Raw genomic sequence first — 21247 nt, 5'->3', positions numbered from 1 at the left:
CCGGGGGAGCACTGCCCCTCACGCGTAACTGATCCGCTTTTACTGACCCGCGTCCTCGGCCTTGATGCCGAGTCCGGGCAGCAGATCCGGCAGCAGCGGCGGGATCGTGACGTCCGGTCCGGGACGGTCGGAGCTGTCCTGGTTCTCGGACGGGGACGGGGTGACGCTGCTGTGCGGCGGGTCGAGCAGGCCGCCCGTGCTGCCGCCGAGCAGGCCCTCCTCGGACGCGCTGTCCGCGTCCGGTCCCGACGGGTCGGGCCGGTCGCTGGCGTGCGAGCCGCTTCCGCCGCCCTCGCTCGGTGCGGAGGGCGAGGGTTGGCTCGGACGGCCGGAGTCGGCGGAGTCGGGTGTGGAGCCGGGGCGCGTGGCTCCCGCGTGTTTCTCCGGCGCGCGCGGCAGCAGTGACTGCAGCGGAGCGACCTCTTCGTCTATGGCGTCGAAGACGGAACTGACTTCGTCGCCGACGTCCGTCAGCTGTACGGGCAGGCGTTCGCGGAGCCCGTTCCAGGCCTGGCGGTGCGAGGCGGAGAACGACGAGAGCGTGGCGATCGGGCCGAGCGAGCCATCCCGTTCGTATGCCTGATGGAGCAGGCGGTGGCCCTCGGCGGCGTCGTGCTTCATCCCGCTCAGCGTGCGCCGGATCTCGGCCATGGATTCATGGTCGAGCCGGCCGGAGCGGCCCCGCTCCATCAGCCGGCGGGTCTCGTTGAGCCGGGTCGAGGCGTGGTCGAGATACAGCCCGCCGCGGTCGGACTCGTCGTCCGCGAGATTGAGCTTGAAGTCCTCCATTCCTCGTTTCAGCCCGTACAGCGAGTCACCGGGCAGGGCGTCGGAGCTGGCAGCGGCGACGCCGCCGAAGGCGCCCGCCGCCACACCGACTGTGAGCCCGCCCGCCGCAAGGCTCTTGGACCAGCGGGATCTGAGGCGCAATCTCCGGAGGCGGGAGGCCCGGTGGGCGCCCCGTCCGGACTTGCGCTGCTCCGGCACCGTAGGGCCCGGAGTCGCCCCCCCGGCGGCTGTGCCCTCCAGCAGCATGGCCTCCATGGCTGCCACGAGCTGTGCCCGTTGCACCATTTTGACCTCGGGGTCCAGCGTCGGTTTCGGCAGTTCACCGAGACCACTCGCCAGGGCCAACAGCCGCCCCTGTTCGGCCGGTTCGGCCGACTCGGCGGGCTGTTCGGCCGCCGCGCCCTGGACCGTCTGGTCTTCCAGGGCCTGGGCGAAGGCGTTCGCCCGCCGGTGTGCCGAAACGTTCGCGATCACTGGCGGCACCTCCTCTCGTCATGACGATCGACTCCCCTGGGGTTCCGGAAGGTTGCACGCCTTGAGCACATCCACACGATTGAGTGAGTGGCTGCGGGCATGGCGTGACCGCAGGGAGCCTGCATCCCGCACAACGAGCGGCGCGGCACATGGGTTACGCGCGAAGGATGATCGGACCAGCGCGTCACCGAGGCGTCACCGACTGTGAGTTGGGTCCGAGGTGGGGGGTGGGCAGAGGGGGGACGGCCGGCTGGTGGAGGGTGGGGGGCAGCGGCGGTCGGTCGTGGGGTCAGCGGGCGTCTTCGGGCAGCAGCCGGGCCAGTGTTCGTACGGCTCGGTACTGCAAAGTTTTGATCGCTCCTTCGTTCTTGCCCATGACGCGGGCCGTCTCGGCGACCGAGAGACCTTGCAGGAAGCGCAGTGTGACGCACTCCTGCTGCTGCGGGTTGAGTTTGCGTACGGCTTCGAGCAGCGCCGCGTTCGAGAGGGACTCCAGGACGGAGTCCTCCGGGCTGCGCTCCACCTCGTTGGCGTCGAGCATTTCGCCCGTGGTCACTTCGAGTCGGAAACGGCTCGATTTGAAATGGTCCGCGACCAGGTTCCGGGCGATCGTGACCAGCCAGGCGCCGAAGTCGCGCCCCTGCCAGGTGAAGGTGGAGATCCGGCGCAAGGCGCGCAGGAATGTCTCGCTGGTGAGATCCTCCGCGGTCGCCTTCCCGCCCACGCGGTAGTAGATATAACGGTAGACGGTGTCGCTGTACTGGTCGTACAGCCGGCCGAAGGCCTCGGCCTCACCGGCCTGGGCGCGCTCGACGAGTTCCATCATGCGGGCGCTGTCGCTGTCGGCGCTGGGCCGACGGGCGGTGGTCGAGGCGGCGGCGCTGCTTCGGCTCCCCCGTCTGCCGACCGCCGCACCGCCGCTCGCCAGGGCATAACAAGGACCGATAGGGCCGCTCACGGCAGGGGCCGGTGCGGCGAAGGCGGGGACGGCGTACGCGGTGGGGACGAAGCCGCGCAAGTGGTCGAGGACCGTTGCGCGCAGCGTAGCCAGGCCCGAGGCGTCAACCCCGACGTGTGGGTACACGGGACTCCCAGAGGCAGAGCTTCCATCACGTGCAGTGCGGGACCGTTCACTCGTCGTGGCGACGTGTGGGGTCCGGTATGCGTCTGAGGAGAATAACGCTTCGTACAGGCAGTGCTACACCCAGTTGCTCAAATCATCGATTACGTCGCTTCCATGACGCCTATGCGGCGTATCTAGTCGCACATCGTGACCATTTACTGATCGGATTGCGTCAAGATCTGCCTGCTCTCGTGATGGGTTGTGCCTGAGTGACAGACGTACGTACGGCCCCGCGGGGACTCCCGCAGGGCCGTACGTGTCGATTTGTCTCCCGGCGGCGTGTCTCCCGGGCGTGTCTCTCGTTGCGGCCGGGCCGGCCGCAACGAGTCAGCGGCGGCGGCGGTGCAGGGCGACCGCGGCCGCCGTGCCGCCCGCGAGGGCGCCCACTCCGGCCGCCGCCGGGATACCGACCTTGGCCGCCTTGCGGCCGGTCCGGTAGTCGCGCAGCCGCCAGTCCAGCCGGCGCGCGTGCTTGCGGAGCTTGGTGTCCGGATTGATGGCGTACGGGTGTCCGACCAGCGAGAGCATCGGGATGTCGTTGTGCGAGTCGCTGTACGCCGCGCAGCGGTCCAGGTCGAAGCCCTCGGTGGCGGCCAGGGCGCGGACGGCCTCGGCCTTCGCGGGGCCGTGCAGCGGTTCGCCGACGAGCTTGCCGGTGTAGACGCCGTCGATCGACTCGGCGACGGTGCCGAGGGCGCCGGTCAGGCCGAGCCGGCGGGCGATGATCGTCGCGGTCTCGACGGGCGCGGCCGTCACCAACCAGACCTGCTGGCCCGCGTCCAGGTGGGCCTGGGCGAGCGCGCGGGTGCCGGGCCAGATCCGGTCGGCCATGTACTCGTCGTAGACCTCCTCGCCGATGGACATCAGCTCGGAGACCCGGTGGCCCTTGACGATGGACAGGGCGCTGTCGCGGGCGTCCTGCATGTGCTCGGGGTCCTCGACCCCGGCCAGCCGGAACCAGGCCTGCTGCCAGGCGAACCGGGCGAGTTCGCGGCGCTGGAAGAACTTCCGCTTGTACAGGCCGCGGCCGAGATGGAAGATCGCGGCGCCCTGCATCACGGTGTTGTCGAGATCGAAGAAGGCGGCGGCGCGGTTGTCGCCGAAGACGGGGAAGTCGGGCACCTCGTCGGCCTTGGCGGCGGTCTCGGCCTCCGACGCGGCGTGTGACTCCTGTGTGGACCTGAGTCCTGCCTCGGCTGCGGCCTCGCCTGCGAGCACGCTCCGTGCGGTGGCGGAGCGCTTACGGGGGGTGAGCCATCCCAGTGCGGCCATATCGTGAGCATAGCCAGTCTGTTCGGTACTTCCCGACGTGTGGGGATGCCGCCGGGTGAACTCTCCGCGGCCGGTGCGTTAATCCGCTGATCAGGCGATCCTGTCCCGGCTGTGGACAACCGGGGCCTCCGCGGACGGCGCGGGCGGAGAATGGCCGCATGAGTCCTCTGCTGCGACGTACGACGAAGAAGAAGGCCGGCGAGCGGATGGTGACGCTTGTCTCGAAGCCCGGATGCCATCTCTGTGACGATGCCCGCGCCGTGATCGAAACGGTGTGCGCGGAGACCGGAGCATCATGGGAGGAAAAGGATATTAATCAGGACGAGGCGCTGCATCGTGCGTACTGGGAGCAGATTCCGGTGGTCCTGGTGGACGGGGAGCAGCACACATTCTGGCGAGTCGACGCCGATCGCCTCCGCCGGGAACTGGGGGGCTGAAGGGAAAGGCGGTTACCATCGTGGGCGCTTTGCTGGGTTTTCTCTGGTGATCATGCTCCGGGCCGCGAGGGCGGTCCCGAGGTGCCGCCGGGCGTCCGGGGATCGGTCCCGGGAGGACAAGGGGAGCGGTCTCGGGGGCGTATTCGTGAGGAGTGTGTGCGGTTTTGCCCCCTTCGTGTGTGCAACGGGTTGACGCGGTCTTCGGTTCCGCTCTCGCGGGATCAACGCGCGTGACCCCGGTCACTTTGCTCGGACAAAGCGGACACAATCTTTGTGCACGCGTTCACAAAGACATAACCTGCATTCGACGGGGCGGTCCAGGGACATACGACCGCCTGCAGCCTCGCTCATCCCGCAGGAGCACCGTGGCAACTGGCCGAACTCACCGACCGGCGACCCGTAGCCGAGGAATCCCCGAGGCCACCGTCGCCAGGCTTCCGCTGTATCTGCGGGCGCTGACCGCTCTGTCCGAGCGTTCCGTACCCACGGTCTCCTCCGAAGAGCTCGCGACCGCGGCCGGGGTCAACTCCGCCAAGCTGCGGAAGGACTTCTCCTATCTCGGCTCCTACGGGACCCGGGGTGTGGGCTACGACGTCGAGTACCTCGTCTACCAGATCTCCCGCGAGCTGGGGCTGACGCAGGACTGGCCGGTCGTCATCGTCGGTATCGGTAACCTCGGCGCCGCGCTCGCCAACTACGGCGGGTTCGCCTCCCGTGGGTTCCGGGTGGCCGCGCTCATAGACGCCGACCCCGCTATGGCAGGCAAGCCGGTCGCCGGGATGCCGGTCCAGCACACGGACGAGCTGGAGAAGATCATCACCGACAACGGCGTCTCGATCGGGGTCATCGCGACCCCCGCGGGCGCCGCCCAGCAGGTCTGCGAGCGGCTGGTCGCCGCCGGTGTGACCTCGATCCTCAACTTCGCGCCGACGGTGCTCACCGTGCCGGACGGTGTGGACGTACGTAAGGTCGACCTCTCCATCGAGCTCCAGATCCTCGCCTTCCACGAGCAGCGCAAGGCCGGTGAGGGGGCCGCCGCGGAAGCGGCGTCGGCCGCCGAGCGCGGGAGCGCGGTGGGCGCCGCGGAGGTGGACGCCGCGGATGCGGACGCCGACGCGGACGTGGACGCGCCGGAGGCGGACAGCGCCGCCGCGAACCGGAAGGGACCCGACGGGGACGTTCCCGCGGTGATGCCGGCATGAGTCTCCTGGTCGTCGGAGTGAGCCACCGCAGCGCACCGGTGAGTGTGCTGGAGCGGGCGTCCCTTGCCACCGACACGCAGATCAAGCTGTTGCAGGACTCGCTCGCCGCGGAGCCCGCGACCGAGGCCGCGGTCCTCGCCACCTGCAACCGCATCGAGCTCTACGCCGACGTCGACAAGTTCCACGCCGGGGTCGCCGAGCTGTCCACGCTCCTCGCGCAGCACAGCGGTGTCGGCCTGGAGGAGCTCACCCCGTATCTCTATGTGCACTACGAGGACCGGGCCGTCCACCATCTCTTCTCGGTGGCCTGCGGGCTGGACTCGATGGTCGTCGGCGAGGGCCAGATCCTCGGCCAGATCAAGGACGCGCTGGCGCTGGGGCAGGAGCTGCACACCGCGGGCCGGCTGCTGAACGACCTCTTCCAGCAGGCCCTGCGGGTCGGCAAGCGCGCCCACAGCGAGACCGGGATCGACCGGGCCGGGCAGTCGCTCGTCACCTTCGGCCTGGAGCAGCTCGCCGCCGGCACCGCCGTGGACGCCTGGGCCAAGAAGAAGTCCGCGGTGGTGATCGGCGCCGGATCGATGTCCTCGCTGGCCGCCGCGACGCTCGCGCGGGTCGGCGTCGACGAGATCGTCATCGCCAACCGCACGGCCGCGCGCGCCGACCGGCTCGTACAGATCCTGACCGAGCCCGGCTCCACGGGCGTCCTCGCGCGCGCCGTGGACATGAACGCCCTCGCCGACGAGCTGCCCCGCGCCGATGTGGTCGTGTCCTGCACGGGCGCGACCGGTCTGGTGCTGAGCGCGGCCGCCGTCGAGGCGGCGCTGCAGGGCCGTACGTCCCAGCTGGCCCTGCTCGACCTCGCGATGCCCCGGGACATCGACGCCGCCGTGCACCGCCTCGGCGGGGTCCGGTTCGTGGACATCGAGTCGCTGGCCGAGGCGTCCGCCGACGCACCCATGGCCGCCGACGTCGATCAGGTACGCACCATCGTCTCCGACGAGGTGGCGGCCTTCGGCGCAGCCCAGCGCGCCGCTCACATCACACCGACCGTGGTCGCGCTGCGTGCCATGGCCGCCGATGTGGTGAGCAGCGAGGTCGCGCGCCTCGAAGGCAGGCTCCCCGGTCTTGACGACAAGCAGCGCGCCGAGATCACCAGGACCGTGCGCCGCGTCGTCGACAAACTCCTGCACGCGCCCACCGTGCGGGTCAAGCAGCTGGCAGGCGAGCCCGGCGGTGCCGGGTACGCGGACGCGCTGCGCGAACTCTTCGACCTCGACCCGCAGACGGTCGCCGCCGTCAGCCGGGCCGACCTGAATGACACCGACGGTGTAGGCAGAGGGCGAGTATGACCGAGAAGGCACTGAGGCCCGAGAAGCCGCTGAGGCTCGGAACCAGGCGCAGCAAGCTCGCCATGGCACAGTCCGGCCAGGTGGCGGATGCCGTGCGTGAGCTGACCGGGCGGCCGGTGGAGCTGGTCGAGATCACCACGTACGGCGACACCTCCCGCGAGCACCTCGCGCAGATCGGCGGCACGGGCGTCTTCGTCACCGCGCTGCGCGACGCGCTGCTGGCGGGCGAGGTCGACTTCGCCGTGCACTCCCTCAAGGATCTGCCGACGACCCAGCCCGACGATCTGACGCTGGCGGCCGTGCCGCGCCGCGAGGACCCCCGGGACGTGCTGATCGCGCGCGACGGGCTGACCTTCGAGGAGCTGCCCGCCGGCGCCCGGGTCGGTACGGGGTCGCCGCGCCGGATGGCGCAGCTCAACGCGTACGCGCGCAACCACGGCCGCACCATCGAAACCGTACCGATCCGCGGGAACATCGACACGCGGATCGGCTATGTCAGCGGAGGGGAGCTCGACGCGGTCGTGCTCGCCGCCGCCGGGCTTCACCGCATCGGCCGGATCGGCGAGGTGAGCGAGTTCCTGTCGGACGACACGGTCCTGCCCGCCCCCGGCCAGGGGGCCCTTGCTGTCGAGTGCGCCGCGGTCAACGTGGACCTCGCCGCAGTGCTCGCCGAGCTCGACGACCCGTACACCCGGGCCGCCGTGACCGCCGAGCGTTCCCTGCTCGCCGCCCTGGAGGCCGGCTGCAGCGCACCCGTGGGTGCGTTGGCCGACCTGCTGGCCGACGGACAGGTTGTCAACGAAATGCGCCTGCGCGGCGTCGTCGGCACGCCCGACGGCTCGACGCTGGTGCAGCTGTCCACCACCGGTCCCGTACCCACGTCGCACGGCGACGCCATCGCGCTCGGTCGCGAACTCGCGTCCGAGATGCTCGCCAAGGGTGCGGCCGGTCTTATGGGGGAGCGAGCACTTTGAGCCCCACCACCTCTGACCTTCCAGCCTGCTCCGCATCGGGGCACGTCACCTTCCTCGGTGCCGGACCCGGAGATCCGGGTCTGCTGACACTCCGCGCCGTCGAGGCGCTCGCGGGGGCGGATGTACTGATTGCCGAGCCTGATGTGCTCGAAGTCGTACGCAGCCATGCCAGGGCGGGTGTGCACACCCCAGCGCTGACGGTTGTTGACGATGTGTCAGCAGCCGCCGGGATCCCCGCGATCCGGGATGCGGCCAATCTTGTCATGGAGGCCGCGCGGGGCGGCAAGCGGGTCGTACGTGCGGTCTCCGGTGACCCGGGGCTGGACGGCGACGCGGGCACGGAGATGCTCGCCTGTGCCACCGCGGGCATTCCCTTCGAAGTCGTCCCCGGCATCGCCGCCGCGGTCGGTGTGCCGGCGTACGCCGGGGTACCGCTGCGCGATGCGCAGGGCACGGACGTACGGCTCGTGGACGCCAGGACCGCCAGCGAGCGGTGCTGGACCGAGGTCGGCGCGAGCGACGGCACGGTCGTCGTCTCCACCACCCTGGAGTCGGTCGCGGGCGCCGCCGGTGAGCTGGTCGCGGCCGGCCGCAAGCCGGACACCCCGATGACCGTCACCGTCGCCGGTACGACCACCCGTCAGCGCACCTGGAACGCCACGCTCGGCACCATCGCGCAGATCCTGAAGCAGGCGAAGGTGCTGCCCTCCCCGGAGGGACACCAGCCCGTCATAGCCGTGGTCGGTGAGCGCAGTGCCGCCGCGCAGCGCGACCAGCTCGCGTGGTTCGAGTCCAAGCCCCTGTTCGGCTGGAAGGTGCTCGTCCCGCGGACGAAGGAGCAGGCCGCGTCGCTCTCCGACCAGCTCAGGTCGTACGGCGCGGTCCCGCACGAGGTCCCGACCATCGCGGTCGAGCCGCCGCGCACACCCCAGCAGATGGAGCGCGCGGTCAAGGGCCTGGTCACCGGCCGCTACGAGTGGATCGCGTTCACCTCCGTCAACGCGGTCAAGGCGGTACGGGAGAAGTTCGAGGAGTACGGGCTCGACGCCCGTGCCTTCGCCGGGATCAAGGTCGCCGCGGTGGGCGAGCAGACCGCCGCGTCGCTCGTGGACTTCGGGGTGAAGCCGGATCTGGTGCCGTCCGGCGAGCAGTCGGCGGCCGGGCTGCTGGAGGACTGGCCGCCGTACGACCCGGTCTTCGACCCGATCGACCGGGTGTTCCTGCCGCGCGCCGATATCGCCACCGAGACGCTGGTGGCGGGGCTGATCGAGCTGGGCTGGGAGGTCGACGACGTCACCGCGTACCGCACGGTGCGCGCCTCGCCGCCGCCGGCCGAGACCCGCGAGGCGATCAAGGGCGGCGGCTTCGACGCCGTGCTCTTCACCTCGTCCTCGACCGTGCGGAACCTGGTCGGTATCGCGGGCAAGCCGCACAACGTGACGGTGATCGCGTGTATCGGCCCCGCGACGGCGAAGACCGCCGAGGAGCACGGGCTGCGCGTCGACGTCCTCTCGCCGGAGCCGTCGGTGCACAAGCTGGCCGAGGCGCTCGCCGCGTTCGGCACGCAGCGTCGCGAGGCGGCGAAGGAGGCAGGCGAAACGGTCACGCGGCCGAGCGAGCGCCGGCCGGGCAGCCGCAGGCGCCGTACGACCTGAGTGCCGGGCGGGTGTCGCTGAGCGATGTCGAACGATGTGGGGCCGGGTCGCCGAGGCGGCCGGGCCCCACGGTCGTTTCCGGCCTCGCCTCCGGCTTCGGCTCCCGGACCCGTCCGCGCCACCGGTTCCCGGGCCCGTTTCCCGGTCGCGGTGTCGGTAAACGGGCGGGGATGCCGGGTTTATGGTCGAAGGTGGTCCGACGGTCGGCCGGGCCCGACGAAGCAGCAGACCCAAGAGGCGACTGACGATGACTGTGCACGGATCCTTCCCCGGCTCGCGGCCCCGGCGGCTGCGGGTGAACCCGGTGATGCGACGGATGGTGGCCGAGACCCGGCTGCACCCGGCGGATCTCATCCTTCCCGCGTTCGTACGGGAGGGCGTCAGCCGGCCCGTTCCCATCTCCGCGATGCCCGGCGTCGTCCAGCACACGCTGGACACGCTGCGCAAGACCGCGGTGGAGGCGGCCTCGGCCGGTGTCTCCGGGATCATGCTCTTCGGCGTCCCCGAGGAGGACAAGAAGGACGCGACGGGTACGGCGGGCACGGACCCGGACGGCATTCTCCAGGCCGGGATCCGCGCCGTGCGGGAAGAGGTCGGTGACGACCTGATCGTCATGTCCGACCTGTGCCTGGACGAGTTCACCGACCACGGCCACTGCGGGGTGCTGGACGGCCAGGGGCGGGTCGACAACGACGCGACCCTGGAGCGGTACGCCGAGATGGCCCAGGTCCAGGCCGACGCGGGCGCCCATGTGGTGGGCCCCAGCGGCATGATGGACGGCCAGGTCGGCGTCGTACGCGACGCGCTCGACACGATCGGCAGGGAGGACGTGTCGATCCTCGCGTACACCGTGAAGTACTCGTCGGCGTTCTACGGCCCGTTCCGGGAGGCCGTCGGCTCCTCGCTCAAGGGCGACCGCAAGACCTACCAGCAGGACCCGGCCAACGCCCGGGAGGCTCTGCGCGAGCTGGCGCTCGACCTCGAAGAGGGCGCCGACATGGTGATGGTCAAGCCGGCGCTGCCGTATCTGGACATCCTGGCGCGTATCGCGGCGGAGGTGGACGTGCCGGTCGCGGCGTACCAGATCTCCGGGGAGTACGCGATGGTCGAGGCGGCGGCGGAGAAGGGCTGGATCGATCGCGACGCGGCGATCCTGGAGACCCTGACCGGGATCAGGCGCGCGGGCGCGAACATGATCCTGACGTACTGGGCGACGGAGGTCGCGGAGAAGCTCTGACGTCGGGGCTCTGGTGTGGGGGCTCTGGTGGTGTGGGGGCTCGGAGGTACGGGGGACAGTCGCGACCTGATCGGGGCCCCGGCCGTCGTTCAGCCAGGGCCCCGATCAGGTCAGCGGTGCCACTCCGTCAGCGGTGCCACACCGTCAGGGGTGCCACTCGGTCAGGGGTGCCACTCGGTCAGGGCGTCACCAGGTGAGGGCGTCCGCCATGTCCCTCAGCCAGTACGTCACGGACGTGCTGGCAGAGATCAGTGTTCCCGCGGGGAGCGTGAGCGGGGCGGACGGGGAGCCCACCGAGCCCTGGTTGTCTCGTCCCATGAAGTGGACGGTCAGCTGCTTCACCGGGATGTCAGGGGCTTCCTCGCCGGCCAGGGCGATCGAGGCGTACGCGGACTCACCCGGGGCGAGGGTGACGACGGCCTGCGGCTTGCTCTCCTCGATGATCTGCGTGACGGCCTGGGCGTCGTCGAAGCGGAGGGCGGGGGCGTAGTAGGCGTCGCAGTTCTTGTTGCCGGTGTTGGTGACCGTCAGGAGAAGGTGGTTGATCGGGCGGCTCACCTGGCTGATCTTGACCTTGGTGTTGTCGCCGGTGCAGTCGGTGTACTTGGTGGTGGCGCCGTCGCTGCTCTTGTTGCCGGCGGTGTTGCCGGTGTCAGTGCCCGTCTTGGACTTGCTGCTGACGGAGCTGCTGATCTGGTCGGCCGGCGTCTGCTGCTTGTCGTCCCCCGTCGACCGCTGCTCGGCCGACGGCGCCGTGCTGAGGGACGCGGCGGCGCCTCCGGAGTCCTTCGCGGCGGAGGATTCGCCGGACCCGCAGGCGGTGAGGGCGAGAGAGGCGACAAGGGCGGTGACGGCGGCTGCGGCGGCGCGGTGACGGATCGTACGCATAAGGATTGAGCTCCCCGTTTCGATGAGGTGTCGAGTGGTGTGGTGGTGCTGCGGTCAGTGGCGGTTGATGATCGTGAGCACGACCGCAATGGAGGCGATCAGCACGACGACGGCCAACGCGTCGACCACGCTGATACGGAGTCGGGTTCTGATTGCTGCTCCCCGTTCGGCTGGTGCTGCACTCACCTTGCGGGGCCGCCGGAAGCGGCCGCAATCGGCAGGGGAGAATAGGGGAAGCTGGAACGCTCACACACACCCTGACCTGGGGAGACGTGGTTTCCCTGGAACGCGTTCCTGGGACGGACCGGCGGGAATGAGGAGGGGGAACAGCGAGTGGCGACGACCGAGGCCGAGGCTTTCGCGGAACTGCTCAGGGGGCTGAAGGACCGTTCGGGACGCAGTTACGGCGTCCTGGCCGGGAAGCTCCATGTCAGTACGTCCACGCTGCACCGCTACTGCAACGGGGACGCCGTGCCGACCGATTACGCGTCGGTGGAGCGGCTCGCGCGGCTGTGCGGGGCGAACGCCGAGGAGCTGGTCGAGCTGCACCGGCGGTGGATCCTCGCGGACGAGGCGAGACGGCGGGCGCGGTCGGCTCCGCCGGCATCGGCGGCGCCCGACGCGGGGATTGAGGCGGGGGGTGACGCGGCGCCCGACGCGGGGGGTGACGGTGGCGGTGAGGCCGCGGCCCCGGCCGAGACCGCTCCCGAGCTTGAGCGTGAAGTCCCGCCGGAGCCGCGACCCGAGCCGGAACCCGTCGTCGGGTCCCGTATCGCCCGCCTCCCCCGTACCAAACGCCTGCGTCTCGTTCTCGCCGCCGTGGCGGTCGTGGCGGTCGCCGTTCCCGCCATCGCCTACGGCAGCGGGGCCATCACGCAGACCGACGACCGTTCTCCCGCAACGGAGGTCTCGGAGGCTCCGGACCAGGGGGCCGGGGAGAGCGCGTCGCCCTCCGCCTCGTCGGACGGCAAGGACAAGGGCAAGGGCAAGGAATCGCCGTCCGCCTCACCCACGGTCTCCCCCTCCCGGAGCGCGAGCCCGCCCGCTTCCCCCCACGCGGGTACGAAGTCCACGGCGCCCGGCGGGACCTCCGACGGCGCGGTGCCGGTGTCGGTGGACACCCGGCCGTACGCCTTCGAGGACCCGTGCAGTCAGCACTACCTCATCGACAGCCCGCCCGAGGAGGTCCCCCCGCCGCCCACTGAGCAGGACGCGCCCGGCTGGGTCGGCGCGCTCGGCGGGGTCGCGAGTGGCAGTCAGTTCATCGAACTGACCCTCCAGGGCACGAGCAGCGACACGGTCGTCCTGCAAGCGCTGCGCGTGAAGATCGTGAAGAGCGACGCCCCGCTCGCCTGGACCGACTACGCGATGGGCGTCGGCTGCGGCGGCGGCGTGGGCACGAAGTCCTTCGCCGTCAACCTGGACGCGGCCCGGCCCAGTTCCGTACCCAAGGCGGGCCAGCGGGACTTCCCGTACAAGGTCAGCGAGTCGGACCCCGAGGTCTTCTACATCTCCGCCACCTCGAAGGCGCGGGACGTCAGCTGGTATCTGGAGCTGGAGTGGTCCAGCGGCGAGCGGCGCGGCACCATCCGGGTGGACGACAACGGGAAGCCCTTCCGTACGAGCGGGTCGGAGGGACGTCCGTCGTACAACTACCCGCTGGGCGGCTCGGAGTGGGGGGTGGCCGCGAAGGGCTGAGCTCGCCCTGTGCGGTTACCGCTCGGGCCCGCCCAGCGCCGCCGCGATCACCGCGGCAGGGTTGTCGCGGTAGATGGAGTGGCTCGCTCCCTCGACCGCCGTCCAGTGGAAGTCCGCCTTCGAGTGGCCGATGCGGCGGCCCTCGTCGGCAGTGAAGGCAGGGTTGTGTTCCGGATCGGCGGCGAGCACGGTCACGGGGCGGGCGTACTCCGTCAGCTCCTTCTCGTACGACCACGGCGTGTTGTGCCGCAGGAAGCTCTCGGCGACGTACGGACTGGTCCGGTGCGCTGCCTGGACCTTGAGGAACACGTCCTCGGGGTGCCACTCCGGGTGGTCGCGGAGCAGTGACTCCTCGGTCGCGTTGAGCTCGGTGAGGGTGCCGCGTACGAAGTCCTCGACCCCGCCCGAGACCGTGATGACGGGGTCGAGCAGCAGGAGGCGCGCCGCCCAGCCGGGCTCGGCGCTCGCCGCCGCGGTCGCCACGACACCGCCGAGGGAGTGTCCGACGACCAGATCCCACGCGCCGCCGCCGTTCGGGACGAGGGGCAGTACGTCGGCGGCGAACCCCTCGATGTCGTAGCGCCGCGTACGGGGCGCGAGGCCGTGGCCGCGCTGATCGGGGGCGGTGACCGACCAGCCGGCTTCGGCCAGTTCGTCCGCCACGCGCCACCAGCAGGCCGCGGCCGAGGTCAGTCCGTGGAGCAACAGGGCGCGCCGCGACGCGTCGGGCCGCCCCCAGCGCATGAGGGGCAGCTGAACGACTGTGGCCGGGGCCGTGACGGAGGAGGTCTCTCGCTGATCCATTCCGTCATACAACCACGTTGCTTGCCGTGAGCCGGGCCGGGTTCACACCGCGGTCGGCCTGACCTCGCCGGAGAGCGGCAGCCCGAGCCGGGCCACCGCCTGGGCCACCAAGCGGGACATCTGGGTGGCGCCGTTCTGCTGGAAGTGGGTGTTGTCCTGGACGCCGTTCGGGAAGTTGGGGTACTGGCCCGGGTTCAGCCACAGGAAGACGTTCTTGGACGCCTCGATGCCGACCCCGTTCAAGTACGTACGGCTGAGCGCGGACAGATCGACCAATGGCACACCCTCCTCCGCGGCCACGGCTTTGGCGGCGTCCACGTACTGGGGGAAGGACACGTTGAACTGCCCGGTGGACTCGTTGTACGAGCGCCGTGAGACGGGGGTGACCACGACGGGCGTCGCGCCCCGGGAGCGGGTCGTGCGGATGTAGTCGTTGCGCAGGTACTCCTTGTAGTCCGCGGGTGAGGTGTAGCGCTCGGGGTTGCCGGTGGTGGCGTCGTTGTGGCCGAACTGTACGAAGAGGTAGTCGCCCGGCTTGATGACGTCGTGGATGGCGGCGAGCCTGCCCTGTTCAATGAACGAACGTGAACTGCGGCCGCCGATCGCGCGGTTGGCGACCGTGATGTTCGAGGTGAAGAAGCCGGGGAGTGTCTGGCCCCAGCCCGCCTGGGGGTAATAGCCGGAGTTGTACGTCTGCGCGGTTGAGTCGCTGGCGATGTAGAGCGTGGCGACTGCCCTGGGGGCGGCGGACGCGGTGCCGGGGAGGCCGAGGGTGGCGGCGGCGCCGGCGCCGAGCGCGGCAGTGGTGCCAATGAGGAAGCGCCTGCGGCTGGTGGGGGGCATCCGGGACTCCTGACGGGTGTGGGGGGTGGTGCCGTCGTCAGCCGGATGTCGCCGCAGGGAGCCGGAAGGTTGCCGGGTGTGTGGGGTCAGTTGGCCGCGTAGGCGGTGAAGGCGGCCCAGGCGGTGGGGGCGAGGGTGAGGGTGGGGCCTGTGGGGTTCTTGGAGTCGCGGATGTGGACGGCGTGGGGGCATGAGGCGACTTCGAGGCAGTCGCCGCCCTCGCTGCCACTGTGGCTGGACTTTCGCCAGTTGTAGGCGACTTCGAGGCAGTCGCCGCCTTCGCTGCCGCTGTAGCTGGATTTGAACCACTGAAGCGCGGTGTTCATTGCTCTCCTAGAAGCTCGCCCAGCAGGCCCCTGGTGTCCTCGGGGGTGAGGGCCTGCGATCGCAGCATCGCATACTTGCGCGCCAGGATGGATACCTCGTCGGGATCGGAGACCCACTGGCTGCCGCGCTGGGTCTCGTTGTAGGCGAGATGCTGGTGATCGGGCGTCTCCAAGAGGATGAACGGGCCATCGAGCCCGGCGTGGGTCGCGCGGTGCAGGGGTAGGAATTGGATGGAGAGGCCTGGGAGTTCGGCGCAAGTGCGAAGATGGCGGATTTGGTCGGCGTAGACCTCTCGGCCGCCGATGGGGAGGCGGAACACCGGTTCCCAGATCACGTAGTTGATGGTCGGCGGAACTTTGCGGTGCAGGATCTCCTGCCGGTCGATACGGGCCGCGGTCTTGATCTCGATCTCGTCCCTGTCGAATGCCGGGACGCGGTTGCAGAAGACCTCGCGGGCGTAAGCCTCGGTTTGGAGCAGTCCGGGCAGTACCTGATTCTGGTACGAGGACAGGACGATCGCCTCGCGTTCATGGTCCAGGAACTGCTCCGCCCACAGCGGGAAAAGGTCGATCTCCGGCATGTTGTCGACTCCGACCGACAACGCGCCCTTGGTATCAAGCAACTCATCCAGGGTCTTTGCCAGATCTTCCTTCAGCGGTCGTCTTCCCTGCTCGATCGAGGCGATGGTCTCCTCGTCCGCGACGATGCGTTCGGCCAGTGACCGCTGCGTGTACCCCGCCGCCCTGCGGAACGCCGCCACTTGGGCGCCCAGCATCTTCATCGCGGATGAACTCTTCTTGTTGAGACGTTTCCTGGGACTCATGCCGACCAACTCCCCGTGCCAGCCCGTGCTTGATCGATCGGAGGCCGTACAAAAAATCCGTACGGGCTCCCTCACTGTTCTACGTTAGTCACTCTCCGCAACGATCGCTCCATGAATGCGACAACTCGCCACTTCGTTCTCCGGGAGAGGTTCTTCCGCCGTGACCGGCGGTCCGTTCCCGCAGCCAGGAAGTTCACCCACTGGGCCCTGGTCGACTGGGATTTGACCGAAGGCTTCCCCGCCGACGACGTGTTGCTGTGCGTAAGTGAGCTCTGCACCAACGCGCTGCTGCACGGCGTACCGCCCGGCCGTGGGTTTCGACTGAACCTGCGGTACGACGGCGACGTCCTCCGTATCGAAGTGCACGACAGCGGTCCCGGCGTCCCCCAGATTGTTCATTCGCCGGACGGCGAGGGCGGGCGCGGTCTGCTGCTCGTCGCGGCGTTCGCCGACAAGTGGGGCGTCGGGGAGCGGAACCCCGGCAAGGTGGTGTGGTGCGAGTTCGCGGTGGACCAGAAGGAAGCCGACGAGACAACGCCCCCGTCAGTCACTCACCACGCGGAGGGCTGGACGGATCTCCTGCCGCCCGGACCATAGGCACCGCCGTTAGATCTCCGCGTCCCCGAGCGCCACCGCAGCACCCGTCGCGTCCCACTCGACCTCCCGAATCTCGGTCACCGCATCGCGGTTGAGGGGGCCGTACACATGGGGGAACCGGGTGTCGTCCGCGACCCCGGGCGGCGCCTTCTCGGCCTGCTGCCAGACCAACCGCGCTTTCAGTGACTCCTCGTCGATGAGCAGCGCCAGCAGCGGGCGGGCCGTGTCGCGGTAGAACGCGTTGGCGATGGCCAGGGTGACCGGTTCGTCCGGGGAGCAGTGGATGAAACCGTCGGTGGCGAGCGACGCGGGCGCGTACGGCTGGTCCGGGTCGCGTCGCCAGTCGTCGAGGGGAAGCAGATGGAAGATCATGCGCTCAGTCGTACCCGACCCCGCCCCGCCACACGCTCGCCGGTCGGTGTTCTGGGGGTCGTAGGGGTTTGGAGCGCCTTCTGATCCCGGGTCGGCCGGCCGACCCGGGATCAGAGCGGCGTCAGGCCCTGGCCCGCATGTGTTCCTGTGCCCATTCCTCGAAGCTGGTGAGGGGGATGCCGAGGTCCTTCGCGTACTCCGGGCGGGCCGGCTGGCCGGCGACGTTCATCCACTCGTGCCCGGCGCCCATCCCCGGCATTCCGGCGGCGCGGGCCTCCTCCTCGGTCATGTCCGGCGCGGACAGCTCCGTATCCAGGGCGCGGGAGAGGACCTCGGCGATCTCCGTCATCGACAGGTAGTCGCTCGCCAGCTCCAGCTCGACCCCGTCGAACCGCTCCGGCGCCGTAATGGCCGCGGTGGCCGCCCTGCCGATGTCCCGCACCGCGGCGAGGGACAGCCGGGTGGCGGGATTCAGGACGGACACGATGCCGCCCTTGATCCCGCGTGGGAAGAGGAACGCCATGGACGGCAGGAAGTTCTCCATGAAGAAGCCGGGCTTGATGAGCGTCCAGTGGGGGAAGCCGGCCTCGCGCACCCGGTCCTGGATCGCGCTCTTGGCGCCGAGGGTGGCTTCCATCGAAGCCCAGCGGCCTTCCGCCCAGCCGGGAGTCCCGGTGTGTTGACCGGCGCCACTGACGGACGTGTGTACGAACTGCGGTACGCCGGCGGCCTTCGCGCCCTCGATCAGGTTGACGCCCTGGGTTATCTCCCCTTCGAAATCGAAGGTGTCCCCGGTCATGGCCGGCATCTGCACGGAGAAGACGGCGCGGGCGCCCTCGGCGGCCCGGATGACGGACTCGCGGTCGTGGAGGTCGCCGGTGACCAGTTCGGCGCCGAGCGCCTCGACGGCCCTGGCCCGGCCGGTGGCCGGGTCGCGGACCAGGGCGCGGACGGGAACGCCCGCCGCGAGCAGGGCGCGGGCGGTGGCGCCGCCCTGCCTGCCGGTGGAGCCGGTGACCAGGACGGGTGCGGGATCGGGGGACATGACGCTCCTCGGGTTGCTCGCGGCTTGCTCGGACTTAAGTGGCGGGGCCCGCCACTTAAGCTGACGATACAATACGGCGGGGCCCGCCACTTAACAGAACCGGAGGTGACGCCGTGCCCGCCCACCAGCGCGCGGACGCCCGGCGCAACTACGCGCGCATCCTCGCCGTGGCCGAGGAGGAGGTCGCCGCGCACGGCGTCAACGCGTCCCTGGAACAGATCGCCCGCACCGCGGGGGTCGGCTCGGCGACGGTGCGCCGGCACTTCCCCACCCGCAGCGCGCTGCTGAAGGCGGTTTCCCGGACGCGGATCGAGGCACTGTGTGTCCGCGCCCACGACTTGGCGGGCGAGGACGACAGCCGGAGCGCGCTGCTGGAATGGCTGAGTGACGTGGTCGCCTACTGCGCCTCCGCCCGAGGCTTCGCTGCCGCGCTGGCCTACGACGACGAGGCCGGGCCCGACTCGGTGTACGAGAACGCCTGCTCGGCGGCGATCGAAGAGGCGGGGGCCCCACTGCTCCACCGCGCGGTGCAGGACGGCGCGGTGGAGCGGGGCATCACCATCGGCGAACTGATCACGCTGATCGTCGGCATCGCCCTGGCCTCGGAGCACCACCCCGATCCCGCTGCCCAGGCGGACCGGCTGTTCCGGCTGGCCGTGGCGGGACTGAGCCCCCGCAGCTGAACACCGGGCCCCGGAGCTGAGCAGGGCGTGCGACAAGCGGAGCCGGAAGCGGGGGCGGTGCGCCCGCCTGGCGTGCGACCGTTCGCGTCCCCTGATCATCCGAAGGAATTACCCGATGGGCGATGGTCCGTCGGCGCGAGCTCTCCTCCCCTCAATATGACGGCGGAATGACGCCCTGCGCCGGCCGCGGTGTGCGCCCGCCTCACTGGAGTCGCCCCCCGGCCGGCCCGACTCAGGAAGAGGCAGATGCCGACAACTACCCGCAGGTTCACCCGTATTGCCAAGGTCGCCGTGACCGTGGCCCTCTCGACGGTCGCCTTCGCTGTGCCCGCCAGCGCCACCGCCGGCGCCACCGCCACACCCGCCCCGCCCGCCGGGGGCCACGGCAGGGCGGTGTTCGTCCAGAACGACCGTGTCGAAGGCAACCAGGTGATCGCCTACAGTCGCGACGCCGACGGTTCGCTGCACCGCCGTACGGTGTACGGCACCGGCGGCAAGGGCGGTGTCCTCGGCGGCTCTGCCGTCGACCACCTCGCCTCGCAGGGATCGCTGACGTACGACCCTCACCACAAGCTGCTGTACGCGGTGAACGCCGGCAGCAACACGGTCACCGTGTTCTCGGTCGAGGGCGACCGGCTCCACCGTAAGCAGGTCATCGCCTCCGGCGGCGTGTTCCCGGTCAGCGTGACCGCGCACGGGGACCGGGTATTCGTACTCAACGCGCGCGAGGGCGGCTCCATCCAGGGCTACCGGCTGAAGGAGGGCAAGCTGCACCGGGTCGCGGACTGGAACCGTGCGCTGCACCTGAACACCGGCACCGCACCCGAGTTCACCCACACCCCGGGGCAGGTGGCCTTCACCCCCGACGGATCGCAGCTGGTCGTCACGACCAAGCTGGGCGGCAACAGCATCGAGGTCTTCCCCCTCGGCCGCGACGGCACACCGTCCGCCAAGCCTGTGGTGGACAGCAAGGCGGGCGCGCAGCCGTTCGGGCTGACCTTCGACGCGCGCAACCGGCTCGTCGTCGCCGACGGGGCGGAGAACAGCGTCCTGACGTTCCGTCTCCACACGGACGGCCGGACCACCCTCGTCGACGACACACCGACCGGCCAGCAGGCCAGCTGCTGGATCGTGCGCAACGGCGACCACTTCTACGTCTCCAACGCGGGCAGCAACACCCTGTCCCGCTTCCGCCAGACGCGCGAGGCCCACCTCGAACCGCTGGGCAACACCCCGACGGGCACGGGCACGGTGGACTCGTCCATCACCCCCGACGGCCACTTCCTCTACGTCCAGACCGGCGGCGCGGGCGCGGTCGACGCCTTCCGTATCAACCGGGACGGCTCGCTGACCAAGATCAGCACCACCAAGGTCCCCGACGGAGTCGGCGGCGAAGGCATCGTCGCGCTCTGACGCGTCCATCGCATCGGGCACAGCATGTGCCACACCGTTCCCGTTCACGCGGCCTTCCTCGTGAACGGGAACGGTGTAGCTGTCGCTGCGGGTCAATCCACCTGGTGCCTCTCCGGCACCAGAGTGTCCGGGCTGTCGAGCCAGAGGTGCTGACCGGCGGCGTTCACAGTGAGGCCGTACCGGGTGCGGTCCGGTGATCCAGCGCTCTGCCACCAGGCGTACGCGGCCTCCACCTCGCCCCAGAGCCGGCGGGGGCCGTACTGCCGGCTGTCATGCTCCGCCGCGTCGGGGACGTAGTCGACACTGGCCCAGGAGCTGGTGGCATGGTCGGCCAGCCAGAGCGTGAACTCGCCGTCGGGGCCGTGCCCGACGCTGTAACGGCAGTCGGGCACGAGGATTCCCGCGGTGAAGGCGGCGTTCTCGTCGCCGAGTACGAGCCGGGGGTCGAGGCAGGTGCGCGAGGCTGTGGCCCGGTCCTGTTCCTTGACGGTGGCCATGACGTCCCGGTGGGGGGTCTCGCCCCTGTTCCACATGAAGGCGGAGTCACCGATGACGGGGCCGCTCGCGGTGCCGTCACCGCCTGCGGTGAGGCGCAGGAGGACGCCGTTGTACAGGCCGGTCCCCCACGGCAGCACGATCGCCCCGCCGGGAGCGGTCTGCTCCGCCAGGGCGTACGGCACCGTATGGAGGGCGCAGGTGACGATGATCCGGTCGTACGGCGCGTACGGGGGACAACCGAGCCCGCCGTCGCCGGTGATGACCGTGGGGGCGTAACCGGCGGCCTTCAGGCTCGCTCGTGCGGTGTCCGCGATACGGGGGTCCACTTCGATGGAGACCACGTGCCGGTCGCCGAGCTGTTCGCTGAGGAGAGCGGCGTTGTAGCCGGTGCCGGTGCCGATCTCCAGCGCAGTCTGTCCGTCGGCCACGGCGAGGGCGTCGAGCATGGTGGCGACGACGCGCGGCATGCTCGCCGAGCTGGAGGGGATGAGCGCCGTGCCACCGCCGTTGTCCTCGACCTGGGTGACGAGTGCCTGATCGTCATAGACAAGGGCGTGCCAGCGGTCGGGATCGGTGGTGCGGTTGAGCGGGTGGTAGCCGTCGTCGCCCCGGACCCAGATGCGGTCCGGGATGAACTGCTTGCGATCGACCCGCGTGAACGCGTCGCGCCACGAGGGGGAGAGGTAGCCCCCTCGGGTCAGCTCCTCGACGAGGCCGACCCGAGAGCTTTCTCTGCTCACC

The 21247-nt window shown here is 70.2% G+C and carries 21 protein-coding genes; 10 read left to right on the top strand and 11 right to left on the bottom strand.

Going from position 1 to position 21247, the window contains the following annotated elements:
* Positions 1-39 precede the first annotated feature (39 nt).
* From IF11_RS0129195 to IF11_RS0129185, 3 genes are all read right to left on the bottom strand, one after another.
* Positions 40-1263, bottom strand: a complete 1224-nt coding sequence (locus IF11_RS0129195) for a DUF5667 domain-containing protein (RefSeq protein WP_030354758.1) — start codon at positions 1261-1263, stop codon at positions 40-42.
* A 289-nt stretch (positions 1264-1552) separates the two neighbouring features.
* On the bottom strand, positions 1553-2347 hold the full coding sequence (locus IF11_RS0129190) for an ECF subfamily RNA polymerase sigma factor, BldN family (protein WP_030354757.1): 795 nt from the start codon (positions 2345-2347) through the stop codon (positions 1553-1555).
* A gap of 366 nt (positions 2348-2713) precedes the next feature.
* Positions 2714-3658, bottom strand: coding sequence for an HAD family hydrolase (locus IF11_RS0129185; protein ID WP_030354756.1), 945 nt, complete (start codon positions 3656-3658; stop codon positions 2714-2716).
* A gap of 158 nt (positions 3659-3816) precedes the next feature.
* On the opposite strand from IF11_RS0129185, the gene IF11_RS0129180 reads away from it, so the two are divergent.
* The 6 genes from IF11_RS0129180 to hemB all read left to right on the top strand — a co-directional run bounded on the left by IF11_RS0129180 (position 3817) and on the right by hemB (position 10515).
* Positions 3817-4095, top strand: a complete 279-nt coding sequence (locus IF11_RS0129180; protein ID WP_030354755.1) for a glutaredoxin family protein — start codon at positions 3817-3819, stop codon at positions 4093-4095.
* A gap of 365 nt (positions 4096-4460) precedes the next feature.
* On the top strand, positions 4461-5297 hold the full coding sequence (locus IF11_RS0129175; RefSeq protein WP_030354754.1) for a redox-sensing transcriptional repressor Rex: 837 nt from the start codon (positions 4461-4463) through the stop codon (positions 5295-5297).
* Positions 5294-6649 carry a glutamyl-tRNA reductase gene (locus IF11_RS0129170; RefSeq protein WP_030354753.1) on the top strand — a complete coding sequence of 452 codons (1356 nt, stop codon included), beginning with the start codon at positions 5294-5296 and terminating at the stop codon, positions 6647-6649. The genes IF11_RS0129175 and IF11_RS0129170 overlap by 4 nt, the downstream gene beginning before the upstream one ends.
* Entirely contained in the window at positions 6646-7623 is a 978-nt protein-coding gene (gene hemC / locus IF11_RS0129165) for a hydroxymethylbilane synthase (protein WP_030354752.1), read from the top strand. Before IF11_RS0129170 ends, hemC begins: the two co-directional genes overlap by 4 nt.
* On the top strand, positions 7620-9278 hold the full coding sequence (locus IF11_RS0129160; RefSeq protein ID WP_030354751.1) for a bifunctional uroporphyrinogen-III C-methyltransferase/uroporphyrinogen-III synthase: 1659 nt from the start codon (positions 7620-7622) through the stop codon (positions 9276-9278). Before hemC ends, IF11_RS0129160 begins: the two co-directional genes overlap by 4 nt.
* Positions 9279-9525: 247 nt before the next feature.
* Entirely contained in the window at positions 9526-10515 is a 990-nt protein-coding gene (gene hemB / locus IF11_RS0129155) for a porphobilinogen synthase (RefSeq protein ID WP_030354750.1), read from the top strand.
* A gap of 186 nt (positions 10516-10701) precedes the next feature.
* On the opposite strand, the gene IF11_RS0129150 is transcribed toward hemB, so the two are convergent.
* A complete protein-coding gene (locus tag IF11_RS0129150; protein ID WP_030354749.1) occupies positions 10702-11403 on the bottom strand; it encodes a DUF4232 domain-containing protein in 702 nt (233 codons plus the stop codon).
* 333 nt (positions 11404-11736) lie between these two features.
* Between IF11_RS0129150 and IF11_RS0129145 the strand changes: the two genes are divergently transcribed.
* The gene (locus IF11_RS0129145) at positions 11737-13101 is read left to right on the top strand and encodes a helix-turn-helix domain-containing protein (RefSeq protein ID WP_030354748.1); all 1365 of its coding nucleotides are present in this window, start codon (positions 11737-11739) and stop codon (positions 13099-13101) included.
* A 15-nt stretch (positions 13102-13116) separates the two neighbouring features.
* Here IF11_RS0129145 and IF11_RS0129140 read toward each other — a convergent pair whose 3' ends face one another.
* From IF11_RS0129140 to IF11_RS0129125, 4 genes are all read right to left on the bottom strand, one after another.
* On the bottom strand, positions 13117-13905 hold the full coding sequence (locus IF11_RS0129140; protein ID WP_051746335.1) for an alpha/beta fold hydrolase: 789 nt from the start codon (positions 13903-13905) through the stop codon (positions 13117-13119).
* 42 nt (positions 13906-13947) lie between these two features.
* The gene (locus IF11_RS0129135) at positions 13948-14748 is read right to left on the bottom strand and encodes a rhamnogalacturonan acetylesterase (RefSeq protein WP_030354746.1); all 801 of its coding nucleotides are present in this window, start codon (positions 14746-14748) and stop codon (positions 13948-13950) included.
* Positions 14749-14834: 86 nt separating this feature from the next.
* A complete protein-coding gene (locus IF11_RS0129130; RefSeq protein ID WP_030354745.1) occupies positions 14835-15074 on the bottom strand; it encodes a DUF397 domain-containing protein in 240 nt (79 codons plus the stop codon).
* Positions 15071-15898: a helix-turn-helix domain-containing protein gene (locus IF11_RS0129125; protein ID WP_030354744.1), complete on the bottom strand. Its 828-nt coding sequence runs from the start codon at positions 15896-15898 to the stop codon at positions 15071-15073. The genes IF11_RS0129130 and IF11_RS0129125 overlap by 4 nt, the downstream gene beginning before the upstream one ends.
* Positions 15899-16009: 111 nt before the next feature.
* Between IF11_RS0129125 and IF11_RS0129120 the strand changes: the two genes are divergently transcribed.
* Positions 16010-16495: an ATP-binding protein gene (locus tag IF11_RS0129120; protein ID WP_078490983.1), complete on the top strand. Its 486-nt coding sequence runs from the start codon at positions 16010-16012 to the stop codon at positions 16493-16495.
* A 9-nt stretch (positions 16496-16504) separates the two neighbouring features.
* Here IF11_RS0129120 and IF11_RS0129115 read toward each other — a convergent pair whose 3' ends face one another.
* Complete coding sequence (locus IF11_RS0129115; RefSeq protein ID WP_030354742.1) at positions 16505-16867, bottom strand: DUF952 domain-containing protein; 363 nt, start codon at positions 16865-16867, stop codon at positions 16505-16507.
* Between the two features lie 121 nt (positions 16868-16988).
* Entirely contained in the window at positions 16989-17912 is a 924-nt protein-coding gene (locus tag IF11_RS0129110; protein ID WP_030354741.1) for an NmrA family NAD(P)-binding protein, read from the bottom strand.
* A gap of 113 nt (positions 17913-18025) precedes the next feature.
* On the opposite strand from IF11_RS0129110, the gene IF11_RS0129105 reads away from it, so the two are divergent.
* Both IF11_RS0129105 and IF11_RS0129100 read left to right on the top strand, forming a co-directional pair.
* The gene (locus IF11_RS0129105) at positions 18026-18595 is read left to right on the top strand and encodes a TetR/AcrR family transcriptional regulator (protein WP_030354740.1); all 570 of its coding nucleotides are present in this window, start codon (positions 18026-18028) and stop codon (positions 18593-18595) included.
* 246 nt (positions 18596-18841) lie between these two features.
* Positions 18842-20008 (top strand): lactonase family protein, encoded by a 1167-nt coding sequence (locus IF11_RS0129100; protein ID WP_030354739.1) that lies wholly within the window; start codon positions 18842-18844, stop codon positions 20006-20008.
* A 92-nt stretch (positions 20009-20100) separates the two neighbouring features.
* On the opposite strand, the gene IF11_RS0129095 is transcribed toward IF11_RS0129100, so the two are convergent.
* Complete coding sequence (locus tag IF11_RS0129095; RefSeq protein ID WP_030354738.1) at positions 20101-21246, bottom strand: methyltransferase domain-containing protein; 1146 nt, start codon at positions 21244-21246, stop codon at positions 20101-20103.
* Between the last annotated feature and the right edge of the window lies 1 nt (position 21247).

Origin of the sequence: Streptomyces scopuliridis RB72, assembly GCF_000718095.1 — a bacterium.
Classification (GTDB): Bacteria; Actinomycetota; Actinomycetes; order Streptomycetales; family Streptomycetaceae; genus Streptomyces; species Streptomyces scopuliridis.
Note: the sequence above shows the minus strand (reverse complement) of the source record. Positions and strands in the feature narration are given on the sequence as shown.

Excerpts from the sequence above, each read along its gene's own strand:
- IF11_RS0129185 (WP_030354756.1), bottom strand. The coding sequence starts at position 3,658 with ATGGCCGCACTGGGATGGCTCACCCCCCGTAAGCGCTCCGCCACCGCA.
- IF11_RS0129180 (WP_030354755.1), top strand. The coding sequence starts at position 3,817 with ATGAGTCCTCTGCTGCGACGTACGACGAAGAAGAAGGCCGGCGAGCGG.
- IF11_RS0129115 (WP_030354742.1), bottom strand. The coding sequence starts at position 16,867 with ATGATCTTCCATCTGCTTCCCCTCGACGACTGGCGACGCGACCCGGAC.
- IF11_RS0129140 (WP_051746335.1), bottom strand. The coding sequence starts at position 13,905 with ATGGATCAGCGAGAGACCTCCTCCGTCACGGCCCCGGCCACAGTCGTT.
- IF11_RS0129100 (WP_030354739.1), top strand. The coding sequence starts at position 18,842 with ATGCCGACAACTACCCGCAGGTTCACCCGTATTGCCAAGGTCGCCGTG.
- IF11_RS0129170 (WP_030354753.1), top strand. The coding sequence starts at position 5,294 with ATGAGTCTCCTGGTCGTCGGAGTGAGCCACCGCAGCGCACCGGTGAGT.
- IF11_RS0129125 (WP_030354744.1), bottom strand. The coding sequence starts at position 15,898 with ATGAGTCCCAGGAAACGTCTCAACAAGAAGAGTTCATCCGCGATGAAG.
- IF11_RS0129110 (WP_030354741.1), bottom strand. The coding sequence starts at position 17,912 with ATGTCCCCCGATCCCGCACCCGTCCTGGTCACCGGCTCCACCGGCAGG.
- IF11_RS0129135 (WP_030354746.1), bottom strand. The coding sequence starts at position 14,748 with ATGCCCCCCACCAGCCGCAGGCGCTTCCTCATTGGCACCACTGCCGCG.
- IF11_RS0129130 (WP_030354745.1), bottom strand. The coding sequence starts at position 15,074 with ATGAACACCGCGCTTCAGTGGTTCAAATCCAGCTACAGCGGCAGCGAA.
- IF11_RS0129150 (WP_030354749.1), bottom strand. The coding sequence starts at position 11,403 with ATGCGTACGATCCGTCACCGCGCCGCCGCAGCCGCCGTCACCGCCCTT.
- IF11_RS0129120 (WP_078490983.1), top strand. The coding sequence starts at position 16,010 with ATGAATGCGACAACTCGCCACTTCGTTCTCCGGGAGAGGTTCTTCCGC.
- hemB (WP_030354750.1), top strand. The coding sequence starts at position 9,526 with ATGACTGTGCACGGATCCTTCCCCGGCTCGCGGCCCCGGCGGCTGCGG.
- hemC (WP_030354752.1), top strand. The coding sequence starts at position 6,646 with ATGACCGAGAAGGCACTGAGGCCCGAGAAGCCGCTGAGGCTCGGAACC.